The sequence below is a fragment of the Pseudomonas sp. UBA6276 genome (genome assembly GCF_002438365.1).
GTDB lineage: Bacteria > Pseudomonadota > Gammaproteobacteria > Pseudomonadales > Pseudomonadaceae > Aquipseudomonas > Aquipseudomonas coleopterorum.
The window spans coordinates 1-18,086 of sequence record NZ_DJUS01000023.1; the positions used below are offsets into that span (position 1 = coordinate 1).

At 62.1% G+C, this 18,086-nt stretch carries 16 protein-coding genes; 7 read left to right on the forward strand and 9 right to left on the reverse strand.

What is annotated here, in order from left to right:
- Positions 1-1,077: toprim domain-containing protein (locus B2V21_RS03250; RefSeq protein ID WP_286916015.1), on the forward strand; the 1,077-nt coding region annotated here is incomplete at its 5' end.
- Positions 1,078-1,314: 237 nt separating this feature from the next.
- Complete coding sequence (locus B2V21_RS03255) at positions 1,315-2,652, forward strand: MFS transporter (protein WP_286916016.1); 1,338 nt, start codon at positions 1,315-1,317, stop codon at positions 2,650-2,652.
- 124 nt (positions 2,653-2,776) lie between these two features.
- Here B2V21_RS03255 and B2V21_RS03260 read toward each other — a convergent pair whose 3' ends face one another.
- The gene (locus B2V21_RS03260) at positions 2,777-3,664 is read right to left on the reverse strand and encodes a LysR family transcriptional regulator (RefSeq protein WP_282347104.1); all 888 of its coding nucleotides are present in this window, start codon (positions 3,662-3,664) and stop codon (positions 2,777-2,779) included.
- A gap of 138 nt (positions 3,665-3,802) precedes the next feature.
- On the opposite strand from B2V21_RS03260, the gene B2V21_RS03265 reads away from it, so the two are divergent.
- Complete coding sequence (locus tag B2V21_RS03265) at positions 3,803-5,455, forward strand: GMC family oxidoreductase (protein ID WP_286916017.1); 1,653 nt, start codon at positions 3,803-3,805, stop codon at positions 5,453-5,455.
- 67 nt (positions 5,456-5,522) lie between these two features.
- Positions 5,523-7,139 (forward strand): MFS transporter, encoded by a 1,617-nt coding sequence (locus tag B2V21_RS03270; RefSeq protein ID WP_286916018.1) that lies wholly within the window; start codon positions 5,523-5,525, stop codon positions 7,137-7,139.
- A gap of 165 nt (positions 7,140-7,304) precedes the next feature.
- On the opposite strand, the gene B2V21_RS03275 is transcribed toward B2V21_RS03270, so the two are convergent.
- The 4 genes from B2V21_RS03275 to glyQ are packed head-to-tail and all read right to left on the reverse strand — an operon-like array spanning position 7,305 to position 11,631.
- Positions 7,305-8,075 carry a lysophospholipid acyltransferase family protein gene (locus B2V21_RS03275; protein WP_286916019.1) on the reverse strand — a complete coding sequence of 257 codons (771 nt, stop codon included), beginning with the start codon at positions 8,073-8,075 and terminating at the stop codon, positions 7,305-7,307.
- Between the two features lie 14 nt (positions 8,076-8,089).
- Complete coding sequence (gene gmhB / locus B2V21_RS03280; protein WP_286916020.1) at positions 8,090-8,623, reverse strand: D-glycero-beta-D-manno-heptose 1,7-bisphosphate 7-phosphatase; 534 nt, start codon at positions 8,621-8,623, stop codon at positions 8,090-8,092.
- Positions 8,624-8,626: 3 nt separating this feature from the next.
- A complete protein-coding gene (gene glyS / locus B2V21_RS03285) occupies positions 8,627-10,681 on the reverse strand; it encodes a glycine--tRNA ligase subunit beta (RefSeq protein ID WP_286916021.1) in 2,055 nt (684 codons plus the stop codon).
- Positions 10,678-11,631 (reverse strand): glycine--tRNA ligase subunit alpha, encoded by a 954-nt coding sequence (glyQ, locus tag B2V21_RS03290; RefSeq protein ID WP_043193756.1) that lies wholly within the window; start codon positions 11,629-11,631, stop codon positions 10,678-10,680. Before glyQ ends, glyS begins: the two co-directional genes overlap by 4 nt.
- Positions 11,632-11,714: 83 nt before the next feature.
- On the opposite strand from glyQ, the gene B2V21_RS03295 reads away from it, so the two are divergent.
- Positions 11,715-12,266 (forward strand): DNA-3-methyladenine glycosylase I, encoded by a 552-nt coding sequence (locus B2V21_RS03295; protein WP_286916022.1) that lies wholly within the window; start codon positions 11,715-11,717, stop codon positions 12,264-12,266.
- A 37-nt stretch (positions 12,267-12,303) separates the two neighbouring features.
- On the forward strand, positions 12,304-13,191 hold the full coding sequence (locus B2V21_RS03300; RefSeq protein WP_090361691.1) for a lysophospholipid acyltransferase: 888 nt from the start codon (positions 12,304-12,306) through the stop codon (positions 13,189-13,191).
- 113 nt (positions 13,192-13,304) lie between these two features.
- On the opposite strand, the gene trkA is transcribed toward B2V21_RS03300, so the two are convergent.
- The 4 genes from trkA to def all read right to left on the reverse strand — a co-directional run bounded on the left by trkA (position 13,305) and on the right by def (position 17,569).
- The gene (gene trkA, locus B2V21_RS03305) at positions 13,305-14,678 is read right to left on the reverse strand and encodes a Trk system potassium transporter TrkA (protein ID WP_286916023.1); all 1,374 of its coding nucleotides are present in this window, start codon (positions 14,676-14,678) and stop codon (positions 13,305-13,307) included.
- Between the two features lie 13 nt (positions 14,679-14,691).
- Positions 14,692-16,005, reverse strand: a complete 1,314-nt coding sequence (gene rsmB / locus B2V21_RS03310; protein ID WP_286916024.1) for a 16S rRNA (cytosine(967)-C(5))-methyltransferase RsmB — start codon at positions 16,003-16,005, stop codon at positions 14,692-14,694.
- Positions 16,002-16,934 carry a methionyl-tRNA formyltransferase gene (fmt, locus tag B2V21_RS03315; RefSeq protein ID WP_286916025.1) on the reverse strand — a complete coding sequence of 311 codons (933 nt, stop codon included), beginning with the start codon at positions 16,932-16,934 and terminating at the stop codon, positions 16,002-16,004. Before fmt ends, rsmB begins: the two co-directional genes overlap by 4 nt.
- Before the next feature lie 128 nt (positions 16,935-17,062).
- A complete protein-coding gene (def, locus tag B2V21_RS03320; RefSeq protein WP_049860474.1) occupies positions 17,063-17,569 on the reverse strand; it encodes a peptide deformylase in 507 nt (168 codons plus the stop codon).
- 71 nt (positions 17,570-17,640) lie between these two features.
- On the opposite strand from def, the gene B2V21_RS03325 reads away from it, so the two are divergent.
- Positions 17,641-18,086, forward strand: a 446-nt coding sequence (locus tag B2V21_RS03325; RefSeq protein ID WP_286916026.1) for a LysM peptidoglycan-binding domain-containing protein, incomplete at its 3' end; no start/stop codon positions are given.

Genomic DNA, 18,086 nt, shown 5'->3' on the forward strand with positions numbered 1-18,086 from the left:
AAGGGCAAGATCCTCAACGTCGAGAAGGCCCGCTTCGACAAGATGATTTCGTCGCAGGAAGTCGGCACCCTGATCACGGCGCTGGGTTGCGGTATCGGTCGCGAAGAGTACAACATCGACAAGCTGCGCTATCACAACATCATCATCATGACCGATGCCGATGTGGACGGTTCGCACATTCGTACCCTGCTGCTGACGTTCTTCTTCCGCCAGCTGCCGGAGTTGATCGAGCGCGGCTATATCTACATCGCCCAGCCGCCGCTGTACAAGGTCAAGAAGGGCAAGCAGGAGCAGTACATCAAGGACGACGACGCCATGGAAGAATACATGACGCAGTCGGCCCTGGAAGATGCGAGCCTGCACCTCAACGATTCGGCGCCAGGGATTTCCGGTGAAGCTCTGGAGCGTCTGGTCAATGATTTCCGCATGGTCATGAAGACGCTCAAGCGCCTGTCGCGCCTGTATCCGCAGGAGCTCACCGAGCACTTCGTGTACCTGCCGGCGGTTTCGCTCGAGCAACTGGGCGACCACGAAGCCATGCAAGCCTGGTTGGCCAAGTTCGATGCGCGTCTGCGCACCAGCGAGAAATCCGGCCTGGTGTACAAAGCCAGCCTGCGTGAAGACCATGAGCGCAATGTCTGGCTGCCGGAAGTGGAGATCACTTCCCACGGCCTGGCCAGCTACATCACCTTCAACCGTGATTTCTTCGGCAGCAACGATTACAAGACCGTGACCGCTCTGGGCGCACAGTTGGCCAGTCTGCTGGATGAAGGTGCCTACGTGAAACGTGGCGAGCGCAAGAAGGCTGTGGTCGAGTTCAAGGAAGCCCTGGACTGGCTGATGACCGAAAGCACCAAGCGTCATACCATCCAGCGCTACAAAGGGCTGGGTGAGATGAACCCGGATCAGCTGTGGGAAACCACGATGGACCCAAGCGTGCGCCGCATGCTCAAGGTCACCATCGAGGACGCGATCGGTGCCGACCAGATCTTCAACACCCTGATGGGTGATGCGGTCGAGCCACGTCGCGAGTTCATCGAAAGCAACGCATTGGCGGTGTCGAACCTGGACTTCTGATAGGTCGACGCGCTCGGCGAACCAGACCCCGGTGCCTTTGGCCCGGGGTTTTTTTATGGGTGCTGATCTTGGGTCTCTTGCCTGGCAGGAAACAAGCGCGACGCTGGCGTGGATCTTGCGACGGCCTGTCACATGTGCGTTGCGGCCATGACTACGCCAATGCCGTTTTTTGGCAATCGTGGGATGGCACGCACCGGATAATCGATCGCTCGATACAACTGTGCAGAGGTGGAGATCATGAACCAGGCAATGGAGGGGCGGGTTTCTCCCGCAACGTTGAAAAAGGTGATCTGCGCGGCTGCCGTAGGCAACTTCGTGGAATGGTTCGACTTTGCCGTCTATGGTTTCCTGGCCACGGCGATTGCCCAGCAGTTCTTTCCCAGCGGGGATGACACCACGGGGTTGTTGAAGACCTTTGCGGTGTTCGCCGTGGCGTTCGCTTTCCGGCCGTTGGGCGGGATCGTGTTTGGCATGCTCGGCGACCGGATCGGACGCAAGAAGGTGCTGGCCATGACCATTCTGCTCATGGCTGGTGCAACGACGCTCATCGGCTTGCTGCCTACCTATGCCGCCATTGGTATTGCCGCGCCGATCCTGCTCACGCTGATCCGCTGCGCGCAGGGTTTTTCTGCAGGAGGCGAATACGCTGGAGCCTGTGCCTACCTCATGGAGCACGCCCCGCGTACCCAACGTGCCTGGTATGGCAGCTTCATCCCGGTGTCGACCTTCAGCGCGTTTGCCTGTGCGGCGGTCATGGCTTATGCACTGGACGCATCGCTGTCGCCCGAGGCGATGGCCAGTTGGGGATGGCGAGTGCCCTTCCTGATTGCGGCGCCGCTGGGTCTGGTCGGTCTTTATCTGCGCTGGCGCCTGGATGAGACCCCCGCATTCCAGGCTGTTAAACAGGATCACGACGTCGCCCATTCGCCGCTCAAGGACACCCTGCGCAGTCATGGCGGTGCAATCCTGTGCCTGGGGGCATTCGTGTCGCTGACCGCCCTCTCCTTCTATATGTTCACGACCTATTTCGCGACCTACCTGCAGGTGGTGGGTGGGCTGAGCAGAGCCACGGCATTGCTGATCTCGGTGATCGCGCTGGTGTTCGCCGCGTTGATGTGTCCGGTGGCGGGTGCGTTTTCCGACAGGGTCGGTCGCCGCGCGACGGTGGCCACCACCGGCGTGTTGCTGATCGCGGTGGTTTACCCTTCGTTCCTGCTGGCCAGTTCGGGCTCGTTCGCCGCCTCTGTATTCGGCGTGATGATGCTGGCGGTGGGCGCAGTGCTCAGCGGTGTGGTGACTGCTGCCCTGCTTTCGGAAACCTTCCCGACCCGGACCCGCTACACGGCGTCGGCGATTACCTACAACCTGGCCTATACCCTGTTTGGCGGTACGGCGCCGTTGATGGCTACTTGGTTGATCGGGATGACCGGGAGCAACCTGTCGCCGGCGTTCTACCTGATGGGGGTGTCGGTGCTGGCACTTGTGGGAGGGTTGGCGTTGCCCGAGACCTCGAAGATTTCCCTGCATGGCGATGCGGGGGAAGCTGTTCATGGCGGGCAGCCGGTGGTTGTTTGAGCCCGCTGAATCCGTGGTGGCGCGACTGACGCTTTCGCGGGCAGAGCCCGCTCCCACATGGCGGCAACACACCGCTCCCACATGAAGGCAACACACCTCTCCCTTGTGGGAGCCGGGCATGGCTTCAGGTGGCGAGTAAGGTGGCTTGCTGGTCGGCGCACAGTTGCAGGAGGAAATCCCAGACCACGCGCAGCCGCACCGATTTGTGTAGCTCGCGCCGGGTGCTTATCCAGTAGCTGCGCTGAATGGTCTCGTCAGGCAATACGCGCACCAGGCGCGGATCATGGGCAGCCATGTACACCGGCAGCACAGCGATGCCGAGACCAATACAGGCCGCTTCCTGTTGGGCCAGGACGCTGGTGCTGCGGAAGGCAACCACCGGGCTGCGGCAGAAGCTGTTGAGCATGAGCAGTTCCTGACTGAACAACAGGTCGTCGACATAGCCGATCCAGCGGTGCTGTGCCAGGTCTTCACGGCTACGCAACGGTGACGCGGTGGCGAGGTAATCGGCACTGGCATACAGGGCCAGGTGGTAATCGGTGAGTTTGCGGGTAATCAGCAAGTCCGCGTTGGGACGCTCCAGGTGCACACTGATTTCGGCTTCGCGGTTGAGGATGCTGACGAAGCGTGGAACAGCCACCAGCTCCACTTCCAGGCCCGGGTAGCGGCGGAACAGTTCACCGATGCGGGGAGTGATGAAGGCGATGCCGATCCCTTCGGTCACGCCCAGGCGGATCTTGCCCAGCGGGTTGAACGACTGCGTGATGTCTTCCTGCGCGCGAAGCGCCACGTTTTCCATGGCCTCGGCATGCTTGAGCAGCGTCTGCCCCGCCGGGGTCAGTTCGTAGCCATGGGCATTCTGTACGAACAGTGGCGTACCCAGATGGCGCTCGATGCTTTCGATGTGCCGGGCGACGGTGCTATGGGTCGTGTGCAGGCGCTTGGCGGCGGTCAGCAGGCGACCGCTGCGGTGCAGTTCGAGAAAGAAGCGCAGGTCGTTCCAGTCGAACATCGATTTTCCCTTGTTAATCAACTGCGCGGTGCGCTGTGCGAAAACGCTCAGCCCCTGGGTGAAATCTTTCGTTTTCACCACGAAGCTAATCAATAACATGGGGAACGACAAGAACAATAAAACGGCGCGGAGTACACCATGCCATCGATCTCATCCGTCTACGACTACATCATTGTCGGCGCCGGTCCTGCAGGCTGCCTGCTTGCCAATCGACTGTCCGCCGATCCCTCGGTCAAGGTGTTGTTGCTGGAGGCCGGAGGCCGGGACAACTATGCCTGGATCCATATTCCGGTGGGCTACCTGTTCTGCATCGGCAACCCCCGCACCGACTGGTGCTTCAAGACCCAACCGCAACCGGGCCTCGACGGCCGTGCCCTGAGCTACCCACGGGGCAAGGTCCTGGGTGGCTGTTCTTCGATCAACGGCATGATCTACATGCGCGGCCAGTCCAGCGACTATGACCGCTGGGAGGCCTTGGGCAATCCGGGCTGGGGCTGGAAGGACGTCCTGCCGCTGTTTCGCAAGAGCGAGAGCCACCATGCCGGCAATTCGGAATTCCATAGCGCCGAGGGCGAGTGGCGCGTGGAGCAGCAGCGTTACCGCTGGCCCATTCTCGATGCGTTCCGCAGTGCGGCGGCGGAATCCGGCATTGCCAGCATCGATGACTTCAACACCGGCGACAATCAGGGGTGTGGGTATTTCCAGGTCAATCAGAAAGCCGGAGTGCGCTGGAATTCGACCAAGGCGTTCCTGCGTCCGGCGCTCAAACGGGCGAACCTGACGGTCCATACGGGCGTTCGAGTGGACAAGGTGCTGTTGCAGGATGGCCGTGCTCACACCGTGGTTGCCCGCTGGCAGGGTGAGGACCATCGGTTCCAGGCTGCAAGGGAAATCATTCTCTGTGCGGGCGCGATCGGCTCCCCGACCATCCTTCAGCGATCCGGCATCGGTCCGCGGCCATTGCTCGAACGCCTGGGCATCCAGGTGCAGCACGAACTGCCTGGGGTGGGCGGCAACCTGCAGGACCATCTGCAACTGCGTCTGGTCTACAAGGTCAGCAATGCACGCACGCTTAACCAAGTGGCCAACAGCCTGTGGGGCAAGTTCGGCATGGGTGTGCGCTACCTGTACGACCGCAGTGGGCCGCTGGCCATGGCGCCCAGCCAGCTGGGTGCGTTCGTGCGCTCAAGCCCCGAGCAGCCCTCCCCCAACCTTCAGTATCACGTACAGCCCCTGTCGCTGGAGCGCTTCGGCGAGCCGCTGCATCGGTTTCCTGCGTTCACGGCCTCGGTGTGCAACCTGCGCCCGAAAAGTCGCGGGCGGGTCGATATCAGTTCTGCCGATCCGGACGCAGCACCGCTGATCGATCCCAATTATTTGAGCGACCCCGAGGATGTTCGGGTGGCCGTGGATGCTATCCGCCTGACGCGCAAGATCGTTCAAGGCTCGGCGCTGCAAGGCTTTGCTCCACAGGAATACCTGCCAGGGGAAGAGGTGCAGAGTGAGGAAGCGTTGCGTGCAGCGGCAGGACGCATAGGAACGACTATCTTTCATCCAGCGGGTACCTGCCGCATGGGCAATGACACCCTTGCGGTGGTGGATGCGCAACTCAAGGTACGTGGCGTGCAGGGCCTGCGTGTGGCGGACGCGTCGATCATGCCGGAAATCGTCTCGGGCAATACCTGCTCGCCGACGGTGATGATCGCCGAAAAGGCTGCGCAGATGATCCTTGATCCACAGCCCTTGCAAGCAGTGCCGGCGACATCGCTGCAAATGCCGGAAAGGATTTGACCGAGCACAGGCAGTACTCGGGACAGGCAACAGTGGAACAACAACAATAATCACTGAGGATGCGAATATGGCGGATTATCTGCAACAGGGCGCGGCGGCCGCGCCTGCCGTGAACCGAGACGAGAAGAAGATCATCTTCGCCTCTTCTCTGGGCACGGTGTTCGAATGGTATGACTTCTTTCTGTACGGCGCCCTGGCTGCGGTGATCAGCAAGCAGTTCTTTGCCGGAGTGAACGAGACCACAGCCTTCATCTTTGCCCTGATGGCATTTGCAGCAGGCTTTCTGGTGCGCCCTTTCGGCGCTTTGGTGTTCGGACGCCTTGGCGACATGATCGGGCGCAAGTACACCTTTCTCATGACCATCATTCTGATGGGGGTGTCGACCTTCGCGGTAGGCTTGCTCCCGACCTATGCCAGCATCGGCATCGCGGCGCCGATCATCCTGGTGATTCTGCGCATGCTGCAGGGCCTGGCACTGGGAGGTGAGTACGGTGGCGCGGCGACCTATGTGGCCGAACATGCGCCACAGGGCAAGCGAGGTTTTCATACCGGCTGGATTCAGTCGACTGCCACCCTGGGCTTGCTGCTGTCGTTGCTGGTGGTGCTGGGCAGCCGCTACATCAGCGGCGATCAGTTCGAAGTCTGGGGCTGGCGCCTGCCGTTCCTGCTGTCGATCGTATTGCTGGGTATCTCGACCTGGATTCGTCTGAGCCTGAGCGAGTCGCCGACGTTCACCAAGATGAAGTCCGAGGGCAAAACCAGTAAATCCCCGATCCGGGAGTCTTTCGGTTCCTGGCAGAACCTGAAGATCGTGCTGACCGCGCTGTTCAGCATCAACGCCGGGCAGGCGGTGACCTTCTACTGCGCGCAGTTCTACGTGCTGTTCTTCCTGACGCAAATGTTGAAGATGGATCCGGCGCTGGCCAACCAGTTGCTGATCATCAGTGTGATCATCGGTGCGCCGTTCTTCGTATTCTTCGGTTGGTTGTCCGACCGCATTGGACGCAAGCCCATCCTGATGCTGGGATTGCTGTTGGCAACCTTTGCCTATTTCCCGCTGTTCAAGGGCTTGAGCCACTACGCCAATCCGCAGATCGACCAGGCCACTCGCACAGCGCCAGTGACGGTCATGGCTGACCCGGCCACCTGCACCTTCCAGTTCGATCCGGTGGGCAAGGCCAAATTCGACAGTCCCTGCGACAAGGTCAAGACGTTGCTGATCAAATCGGGTGTGCCGTATTCCTCGGCTCCAGCCGACGGCAGCGATGTGGCGATCACGATCGGCGAGCAGCGCATCACGGGCTATGACGAGCCGGCGTTGCGGGCTGCCATCGCCCAGGCCGGCTACCCTGCCAAAGCCGATGCGAGCCTGGTGAATCAACCCATGGTGGTGTTGATCATCGTTGCCATGATTCTGATCGCTACCATGACCTATGGCCCGCTGGCAGCGGTGATGGTTGAACTCTTCCCCACGCGCATCCGCTATACCTCACTGTCCCTGCCTTATCACATCGGCAACGGCTGGTTCGGCGGATTCCTGCCCACGGTCTCGTTCGCGTTGGTGGTGTACACCGGGGATATCTTCTACGGACTGTGGTACCCGGTGCTGGTGACCGGGATCAGCTTCGTGGTGGGGATGTTCTGTCTGAAGGAAACGCGGCACGTTGATCTGGACAAGGTCTAGACGCTGCGGTGAAAGGCTCGAAAGTCGAGCCTTTCACCGCCGTGCAAAAAACTTATGCACCAATGGCAGGGATTTATAGCCTTTAGAAAACTGTATATCCAACAACTGGTTACGCAGTTTTCAAATAGTTTACGCGAGAAACAATACACAAGTTATCCACAGAAATCAGATAACCGGTGTCGGTGCAATTTCGGGCTTTTCCGGCAGCGCGCCCATGGCCTGCTGGGTTTGCTCATTCCATGTCTGTACGCGCTCGTTCAGGGCTGCAATGGCTCGCGGGCCTGTACCCTCGGCGTACATCGGCTCACCAATGACCACCTCGATGGTGCCACGGTGCTTGTTCCAGCCTTCCTTGGGCCAATAGCGCCCGGCGTTGTGAGCGATGGGCAATACGGGTAATTCGGCATTCACCGCCAGGGCACTGCCGCTGCGGGTGAATTTGCCAATCTGGCCGTAGGGAACGCGGGTACCTTCAGGAAAGATCAGCACCCACACCCCATCTTTCAACAGGGTGTCCCCCTTGCTCGCGACCTCCTTGAGTGCCAACTTGGGGTTGTCGCGATCGATGGCAATGGGGCGCAGCATGGCCATGGCCCAGCCAAAGAACGGGACGAACAGCAGCTCGCGCTTGAGCACCTGGCTCAGGGGCTGAAAATAGGCCGAGAGAAAAAAGGTTTCCCAGGTGCTCTGGTGGTTGGAGACGATGACGCAGGGTGTCTTGGGAACGTTGTGTGCCCCCTTGATCTGCACATCGATGCCGAGCATGACGCGTGTCAGCCACAGCGCACAACGGCACCAGTACACGTTGATGAAACGGTAGCGCGCCTTGAACGACAGGAATGGCGCGATGAAGAAGCTCAGCGTGCACCACAGCAAGGCGCTGCTGCCCAATAGCAGATAAAAGGCAAAGATTCTGATTGCCCGCAGGATCGACATAGCGGTGGGTACCGTCAAGTGTGGATAAGGTGCCCGGCGACTGCCGCCAGGTCATCGAAAATCAGCGTCCCTTCGGGCAGTTCATGAGTCAGGGTACGCAGGCCTTTGCCGGTTTTCACCAGCACCGGCTGAGCAGCCACCGCCGTTGCGGCGTTCAGGTCACTCAAGCTATCACCCACGAACCAGACGCCAGCCAGAGGCACGTCATAGTGAGCAGCGATGGTCTGCAACAAGCCCGGAAGCGGTTTGCGGCAGGTGCAATGGTCATCCGGACCATGTGGACAATGCACGATCAGGCCGACCTCGCCGCCCTGCTCGGCCACCAGCGAGCGCAGGCGCTCGTGCATGGCGTCGAGGGTGGCCAGGTCGTAGTATCCGCGCGCCAGGCCAGACTGGTTGGTGGCGACCGCCACCGTCCAGCCGGCTTGGTGCAACTGCGCAATGGCCTCGATCGCGCCGGGCAATGGCAGCCATTCGGCGACCGATTTGATGTAGGCATCGGAGTCATGGTTGATGACCCCATCGCGATCGAGAATCAGCAGTTTCAAGGCTTACCCCAGCAACGAAATGTCGGCGACGCCCAGGAACAGGCCGCGCAGCCGTGCCAGCAAGGCATAGCGGTTGGCCCGCACATTGGCATCTTCGGCATTGACCATCACCGCTTCGAAGAACGCATCCACTGGCTCGCGCAAGGCGGCCAGACGGGTCAGCGCTTCGTTGTAGCGACGCTCGGCAGCCATGGGCACCACGGCCTGGTCGGCCTGAGTGATGGCCGAATACAGCGAGAACTCGTTGGCGTTGTCGAAGTACTTGGGCTCCACGGTGGCGGAGATCTTGCCGTCGGCTTTGCTCAACAGGTTCGAGACGCGCTTGTTCACCGCCGCCAGAGCAGCCGCTTCGGGCAACCGGCGGAACGCCTGGACAGCCTGCACGCGCTGGTCGAAATCCAGCGCCGAACCAGGCTGCAGTGCACGGACCGACAGGTAGGTAGCCACATCGATGCCTTCGTCTTCGTAGCGAGCACGCAGGCGGTCGAAGATGAACTCCTGCACCTGCTCGGCCAGCCCTGCGGACTTCACCTTGCTGCCGAAGGCCGAGACCGCGAAACCCACGGCGTCGTTGATGTTCAGGTCCAGTTGCTTGTCGATCAGGATGCGCAGCACGCCCAGCGCGGCACGGCGCAGGGCATAGGGGTCCTTGCTGCCGGTGGGCAGCATGCCGATGCCGAAGATCCCGACCAGGGTGTCGAGCTTGTCGGCGATGGCCACGGCTGCGCCGGTCAGGGTGCTGGGCAGTTCGGCACCCGCGCCACGCGGCATGTACTGCTCGTTGAGCGCCAGAGCGACGTCTTCGGGCTCGCCATCGTTGAGCGCGTAGTAGTAGCCGGCCACGCCCTGCATTTCCGGGAATTCACCGACCATTTCCGTGGCCAGGTCGCACTTCGACAGCAAGCCTGCCCGCGCGGCGCGCTGGGCATCGCCACCAATGCGCGAGGCAATGTAGGCCGCCAGTTTGGAGACCCGTACGGCCTTGTCGTAAACGCTGCCCAACTGCGCCTGGAACACCACGTTTTCCAGGCGCGCGTTGAAGCTTTCCAGCGGCTGCTTCTTGTCCTGCTTGAAGAAGAACTCGGCGTCGGTCAGGCGTGGGCGTACGACTTTTTCGTTGCCCTCGACGATCTGACGCGGATCCTTGCTCTCGATGTTGGCCACGGTGATGAAGCGTGGCAGCAGCTTGCCGTCGGCATCCAGCAGGCAGAAGTACTTCTGGTTGTCCTGCATGGTGGTGATCAGGGCTTCCTGCGGCACCTCCAGGAAACGCTCTTCGAACGAGCACACCAGAGGTACGGGCCATTCGACCAGCGCCGTCACTTCGTCGAGCAGGGCCGGTGGCACGATGGCGCTGCCTTCCTGCTGGGTGGCCAGCTCGGCGGTGCGCCGGGCGATCAGTTCACGGCGCTCCTGAGCGTCGGCCAGCACGTAGGCCTGGCGCATGTCTTCGCGGTAGCTGGCCGGCGAGCCGATGCGCACGCTCTCTGGATGATGGAAGCGGTGACCGCGTGATTCACGTCCGGCCTTCTGAGCCAGGATGGTGCAATCGACGACGTCGTCACCCAGCAGCATCACCAACCACTGGGTTGGCCGCACGAATTCTTCCTTGCGCGCTCCCCAGCGCATGCGCTTGGGGATCGGCAGGTCGTTGAGCGAGTCTTCGACGATGGTCGGCAGCAGGCTGGCCGTCGGCTTGCCGACGATGTTCTGGCTGTAGCGCAGCTTGGGGCCGCTACGATCGATTTCGCTGAGGTCCACGCCGCATTTCTTGGCGAAGCCCAACGCGGCCTGGGTCGGCTCGCCTTCGGCATTGAACGCGGCCTGCAACGGCGGGCCGTCGAGGTTGATGCTGCGGTCCGGCTGCTGGGTGTCCAGGCCCGTGATCAGCACGGCCAGGCGACGAGGCGCGGCATAGACGTTCTTGGCGCTGTAGTTCAGGCCAGCGGCCTGCAGGCCTTTCTCGATACCGGCCAGGAAAGCGTCGGCCAGGGTGTTGAGGGCCTTGGGTGGCAGCTCTTCGGTGCCCAGCTCGACCAGAAAATCTTGAGCACTCATTGCGCAGCCTCCAGCTTGGCCAATACTTCATCACGCAGATCAGGGGTCGCCATGGGGAAACCCAGCTTGGCACGGGCCATCAGGTAGGCCTGTGCCACGCCGCGGGCCAGGGTCCGCACACGCAGGATGTACTGCTGGCGCGCGGTGACCGAAATGGCGCGGCGAGCATCGAGCAGGTTGAAGGTGTGGGACGCCTTCAGGACCATTTCATAGCTGGGCAGCGGCAGGGGCTGGTCCAGTTCGAGCAGGCGCTTGGCTTCGCTCTCGTAGAAATCGAACAGTTCGAACAGCTTGTCGACGTTGGCGTGCTCGAAGTTGTAGGTGGACTGCTCCACCTCGTTCTGATGGAACACGTCGCCGTAGGTCACCTTGCCGAACGGACCATCGGCCCAGACCAGGTCGTAGACCGAGTCGACGCCCTGCAGGTACATGGCCAGGCGCTCGAGGCCGTAGGTGATTTCGCCGGTGACCGGGTAGCACTCGATGCCACCGGCCTGCTGGAAGTAGGTGAACTGAGTGACTTCCATGCCGTTGAGCCAGACTTCCCAGCCCAGACCCCAGGCGCCCAGGGTCGGCGACTCCCAGTTGTCTTCGACGAAGCGTACGTCGTGCACCAGCGGATCGAGGCCGATGTGCTTGAGCGATCCCAGGTACAGCTCCTGGAAGTTGTCCGGGTTGGGCTTCAGAACGACCTGGAACTGGTAGTAGTGCTGCAGGCGGTTGGGGTTCTCGCCATAGCGGCCGTCAGTCGGACGGCGGCTGGGTTGCACGTAAGCGGCGTTCCAGGTTTCCGGGCCGACGGCGCGCAGAAACGTGGCGGTATGAAAAGTGCCGGCGCCCACTTCCATATCGTAGGGCTGAAGCACCACACAACCTTGCTCGGCCCAGTATTGCTGCAGGGCGAGGATCAAGTCTTGGAAGGTACGCACGGCTGGCGTAGGCTGGCTCACGAAATTCACCTGTTTCTAGGGCTGCGAATATAAAGAGCGGGAGTATACCGCGATTCCGCGGCGCCTCTACCCATGGAGCCCCAATGCCTCGCTGCTTTTGGTGTACCCAAGACCCGTTGTACCAGGCCTATCACGACCTTGAGTGGGGGGTGCCGCTGCGCGAGGCGGGCGCCCTGTTCGAGTTGCTTTCGCTGGAAGGGTTCCAGGCCGGCCTGTCGTGGATCACCGTGCTGCGCAAGCGTGAACGCTATCGACAGGTCCTCCACGGCTTCGACCCGCAACGTCTTGCGCAGCTGAGTGACGAGGAGATCGAGGAGCTGATGCAGGATCCAGGCATCGTGCGCAATCGCCTCAAACTCAACGGGGTGCGCAAGAACGCCCGCGCCTGGCTGCAGCTTGAAGACCCGGTGGCTTTTCTCTGGTCGTTCGTCGGTGGACAGCCGAAGATCAATCATCCGCGCGATCGCAGCGACATCCCCACGGAAACCGACGAGGCCCGAGCCATGAGCAAGGCCTTGAAGAAAGCCGGCTTCACCTTCGTCGGCCCGACCATCTGCTACGCCTTCATGCAGGCCTCGGGCATGGTCATGGACCATACCCGGGATTGCGATCGCTACGCCGCGCTGGCCGGCTGAGGCTAGAATGAGCGTCTGGGCAATTAAGGAGTGATCTGTGGATAAGTTCAAAGGGGCGCTGATGGTCGGTGCCTTGCGGTTGTTCGCGCTGCTGCCGTGGCGCACCGTGCAACGGGTCGGCACCGCCATCGGCTGGCTGATGTGGAAGCTGCCGACCCGGTCGCGCGATGTGGTGCGTATCAACCTGGCCAAGTGTTTTCCGGAGATGGACGGTGCCGAGCGCGAGCGTCTGGTGGGACGCAGCCTGATGGACATCGGCAAGACGTTGACCGAGAGCGCCTGCGCCTGGATCTGGCCTGCCCAGCGCTCGCTCGATCTGGTGCGCGAAGTCGAGGGCCTGGAGGTGCTCACTCAGGCGCTGGCGTCGGGCAAGGGCGTGGTCGGCATCACCAGCCATCTAGGCAACTGGGAGGTGCTCAATCACTTCTACTGCAACCAGTGCAAGCCGATCATTTTCTACCGCCCGCCCAAGCTCAAGGCAGTGGACGAGCTGCTGCAGAAGCAGCGGGTGCAATTGGGCAACCGCGTGGCGGCTTCGACCAAGGAAGGCATCCTCAGTGTCATCAAGGAGGTGCGCAAGGGCGGCCAGGTGGGCATTCCGGCGGACCCGGAACCGGCCGAATCGGCCGGCATGTTCGTCCCCTTCCTCGGTACGCTGGCGCTGACCAGCAAGTTCGTGCCCAACATGCTGGCTGGCGGCAAGGCCGTCGGTGTGTTCCTGCATGCGCTGCGCCTGCCGGACGGTTCGGGCTACAAGGTCATTCTGGAAGCGGCGCCCGAGGCCATGTACAGCACCGATACGCACACCTCGGTCGCGGCGATGAGCGCTGTGGTCGAGAAGTATGTGCGGGCTTATCCGAGCCAGTACATGTGGAGCATGAAGCGCTTCAAGAAGCGGCCGGCGGGTGAGGCGAAGTGGTATTGAGATAGCGGCCTGGCGTGATGGCCTCTTCGCGGGCAGAGACCCGCTCCCACACGATATGCTTTCACAGAGCGGGCTGCTGAAGGGCCCGCTCCATGAAGGAGCGGGATCGGGGGTCAGAAGAAGCTCAGGCCCACGTGGAACAGCTTTTCCACGTCGCGGATGTATTTTTTATCCACAACGAACAGGATCACGTGGTCACCGGCTTCGATCACCGTATCGCTGTGGGCGATGATCACCTGGTCATCGCGAATGATCGCGCCAATGGTGGTTCCCGGTGGCAGGTCGATGGTTTCGATGGGCTTGCCGATCACCTTGCTCGAGCGCGCGTCGCCGTGGGCAATGGCCTCGATGGCTTCGGCCGCGCCGCGACGCAATGAATGCACACTGACGATATCGCCACGCCGTACGTGCGCAAGCAGCGTACCGATGGTCGCCAGTTGTGGACTCAGGGCGATGTCGATTTCGCCGCCCTGGACCAGATCGACGTAGGCCGGGTTGTTGATGATGGTCATGACCTTGCGCGCGCCCAGTCGCTTGGCCAGCAACGAGGACATGATGTTGGCCTCGTCATCGTTGGTCAGGGCCAGGAAGATATCGGCCTGGGCGATGTTCTCTTCGAGCATCAGGTCGCGGTCCGAGGCGTTGCCCTGCAACACCACGGTGCTGTCCAGTGTGTCGGAAAGATAGCGACACCGCGCCGGATTCATCTCGATGATCTTCACCTGGTAACGGCTTTCGATGGCTTCGGCCAGGCGCTCGCCGATCTGCCCGCCGCCGGCGATGACCACCCGCTTGTTGCTCTGGTCGACCCGACGCAGTTCGCTCATCACCGCGCGAATGTCTTCGCGGGCGGCGATGAAGAAGACTTCATCGTCCGCTTCGATGACCGTGTCGCCCCGGGGGAGGATCGGCCGATCCCGACGGAAGATGGCCGCCACGCGTGTATCGACCTTGGGCATGTGATGACGAATCTGCCGTAATTGCTGGCCCACCAGCGGGCCGCCGTAGTAAGCCTTGACCGCAACCAGCTGCGCCTTGCCTCCGGCGAAGTCGATGACCTGCAAGGCGCCGGGGTATTCGATCAGGCGCTTGATGTAGTTGGTCACCACCTGTTCAGGGCTGATCAGCACATCCACCGGGATGGCATCGTTGTCGAACAGGCCGGCACGGGTGAGATAGGCCGATTCGCGCACCCGGGCGATCTTGGTCGGGGTATGGAACAGGGTGTAGGCGACCTGGCAGGCGACCATGTTGGTTTCGTCGCTGTTGGTCACTGCCACCAGCATGTCCGCGTCGTCGGCACCGGCCTGGCGCAGCACGGTCGGAAACGAGCCGCGGCCCTGCACGGTACGGATGTCCAGGCGATCGCCGAGGTTGCGCAGGCGTTCGGGGTCGGTATCGACCACGGTGATGTCGTTGGCCTCGCTGGCCAGGTGCTCGGCCAAAGTGCCGCCCACCTGCCCTGCACCCAGGATGATGATCTTCATCCGTTATTCCCCGTCAATGGCCGCGTACGGCGGCAATCTTGATCAGTTTGGCGTAGTAGAAGCCATCGTGACCGCCCTCTTGCGCCAGCAGTTGGCGGCCATGGGCCTGCTTGATCCCGGCAGAGGTGGCCAGGTCCAGTTCGCGGGCGCCGGGCGTGCGAGCGAGGAACGCTTCGATGACCTCGGTATTTTCCGTGGGCAAGGTCGAGCACGTGGCATAGAGCAACACGCCGCCAACCTCCAGGGTCGGCCACATGGCGTCGAGCAACTGGCCTTGCAGCACGGCCAAGGCCTGGATGTCGTCGGGTTGGCGGGTCATCTTGATGTCGGGGTGACGGCGGATCACGCCGGTGGCCGAGCAGGGTGCGTCGAGCAGGATGCGCTGGAACGGCTTGCCGTCCCACCAAGCCGAGGTATCGCGGCCATCGGCGGCGATCAAATGAGCCTGCAACCCCAGACGCTGCAGGTTCTCGCGCACCCGGACCAGGCGTTTCGCTTCGAGATCGATTCCCACAACCTCAGCCAGGGCCGGTTCGGCTTCCAGGATATGGCATGTCTTGCCACCTGGCGCGCAGCAGGCATCGAGCACGCGTTGACCGGGGGCCAGGTCGAGTAGCTCGGCGGCCAACTGCGCGGCTTCATCCTGCACGCTGACCCAGCCTTCACTGAAACCGGGCAGCCCGCGCACGTCGCAGGCTTCTGAAAGAACGATGCCATCGCGGCTGTGGACACAGGCCTGCGCGGCCACGCCCTGCTCGGCCAGCAGGCCCAGGTAGGCATCACGGTCGTGATGGCGGCGGTTGACCCGCAGGATCATCGGCGGATGAGCGTTGTTGGCAGCGCAAATGGCTTCCCATTGCTCTGGCCAGAAGGCTTTCAGCGATTTCTGCAGCCAGCGCGGGTGTGCGGTGCGTACCACCGGATCGCGTTCGAGTTCGGCCAGAATGGCGTCGCTCTCGCGTTGTGCGCGCCGCAGTACGGCGTTGAGCAATGCCTTGGCCCAGGGTTTCTTCAGCTTGTCGGCGCAGCCGACGGTTTCGCCAATCGCGGCATGGGCCGGCACGCGGGTATACAGCAGCTGGTAGAGGCCCACCAGCAGCAGGGCATGCACATCGGCATCGGCGGCCTTGAAGGGCTTTTGCAGCAAGCGTTCCGCCAGCGCATCGAGACGGGGCTGCCAGCGCGCCGTGCCGAACGCCAGGTCCTGGACCAGGCCACGGTCCCGCGCTTCGACCTTGTCCAATTCCTTGGGCAGGGAGCTGTTGAGCGAGGCCTTGCCGTTGAGCACTGCCGCGAGCGCGCGGGCCGCCGCCAGACGTGGGTTCATTGGCCCAGCACCGTGCCGACCACGAAGCGATCGCGGCGGCTGTTGAACAGGTCACTGAAGTTGAGTGGCTTGCCGCCCGGCAACTGCAGGCGGGTCAGGCGCAGTGCCTGCACACCGCAGGCGACGGTCAGCCCGTCCTTGTCGACCTGAAGGATTTCACCCGGCTGACCGCTGCCCTCGGCCAACTCGGCCGCCAGCACCTTCAGGGCCTCGCCGTTCAAGGTGCTGTGGCAGATCGGCCAGGGGAAAAACGCCCGTACCAGGCGTTCCAGCACTTCGGCCGGCTGGCTCCAGTCGATGCGTGCTTCGTTCTTGTCCAGCTTGTGCGCGTAGTTGGCCAGGCTGTCGTCCTGGGTTTCGCCCGGCAAGGTGCCCGCAGCCAAGCCGGCAATGGCCTGGACCACGGCCGGCGGGCCCAGCTGCGCCAACCGATCGTGCAGGCTGCCGCCGGTATCGTGGGCATCGATCGGGGTACTGACCTTGAGCAGCATCGGGCCCGTATCGAGACCGGCCTCCATGCGCATCACGGTGACGCCGCTCTGCGCATCGCCGGCCTGCACCGCCCGCTGGATCGGCGCTGCACCGCGCCAGCGTGGCAGCAGCGAAGCATGACTGTTGATGCAGCCCAGCGGCGGAATATCCAGCACCGCCTGCGGCAGGATAAGCCCGTAGGCGACCACCACCATGAGGTCCGGAGCCAGTTCACACAGTTCGGCCTGTGCCTGCGGGTCACGCAGCGTCGCTGGCTGGAGCACAGGGATGCCGTGCTCCAGGGCCAGTTGCTTGACCGGACTTTGCATGAGTTTCTGCCCGCGTCCCGCCGGGCGATCCGGCTGGGTGTACACGGCGACGATATGGTGGGAGGTGGCCAGCAGGGCCTTGAGGTGTTCGGCGGCAAACTCGGGAGTGCCCGCGAAGACGATGCGCATGGAGTTCTCGCTGTTGGAGGTGGGCCGCAACCCTTTGTAGGAGCGGCTGACAGCCGCGAAGGGGCCCTTCCTGACGCACCGAGGTGCGTTGTTCGCGGCTATTGACCGCTCCTACAGGGGCACCGGAATCAGGCTTGCTGCTTGTGCAGTTTTTCCAGCTTCTTCTTGATTCGGTCGCGCTTGAGATTGGACAGGTAGTCGACGAACAGCTTGCCGTTGAGGTGGTCGCACTCGTGCTGGATGCATACGGCCAGCAGGCCTTCGGCGATCAGTTCGTAGGGCTTGCCGTCGCGATCCAGCGCCGTGACCTTGACCTTCTGCGGACGATCGACATTCTCGTAGAAGCCGGGCACCGACAGGCAGCCTTCCTGGTACTGGTCCATCTCATCGGTCAACGACTCGAACTCGGGGTTGATGAACACCCGCGGTTCGCTGCGATCTTCGGACAGGTCCATGACCACAATGCGCTTGTGCACATTGATCTGGGTAGCGGCCAAACCGATGCCCGGCGCGTCGTACATGGTTTCAAACATGTCATCGATGAGCTGGCGAACGCTGTCGTCCACCACCGTGACCGGCTTGGCGACGGTACGCAGGCGCGGGTCTGGAAATTCGAGGATGTTTAAAATAGCCATATGCGTATGTGCTGCACTGTGAGGTAAAGTCATTATTTCGCGTGAACAGACATGATAAAGGGATTCACGGCATGAGGAAATCACTACTCGCCCTGCTACTGCTGGCAATGTCCGGCCTGACGCAGGCGCAGGTGCAGCTCAGGGACGGCTACCCACAGCGCTACACCGTGGTCCGTGGCGACACATTGTGGGACATTTCCGGCAAGTTTCTGCGCCAGCCGTGGCAATGGCCGCAGCTCTGGCACGCCAATCCGCAGATCGCCAACCCCGACCTGATCTACCCCGGCGATTCGCTGGTGCTGGGCTTCGTCGACGGCCAGCCGCAACTGATGCTCGAGCGCGGCGCCTCGCGCGGCACCATCAAGCTCTCGCCCAAGGTGCGCACCACACCCGTGGCAGAAGCCATTCCCAGCATACCGCTGGAATCGATCAACAGCTTTCTGCTGACCAACCGCATCATGGATTCGGTCGAAGATTTCAACGCCGCACCCTACATCGTCGCCGGCAATGCCGAGCG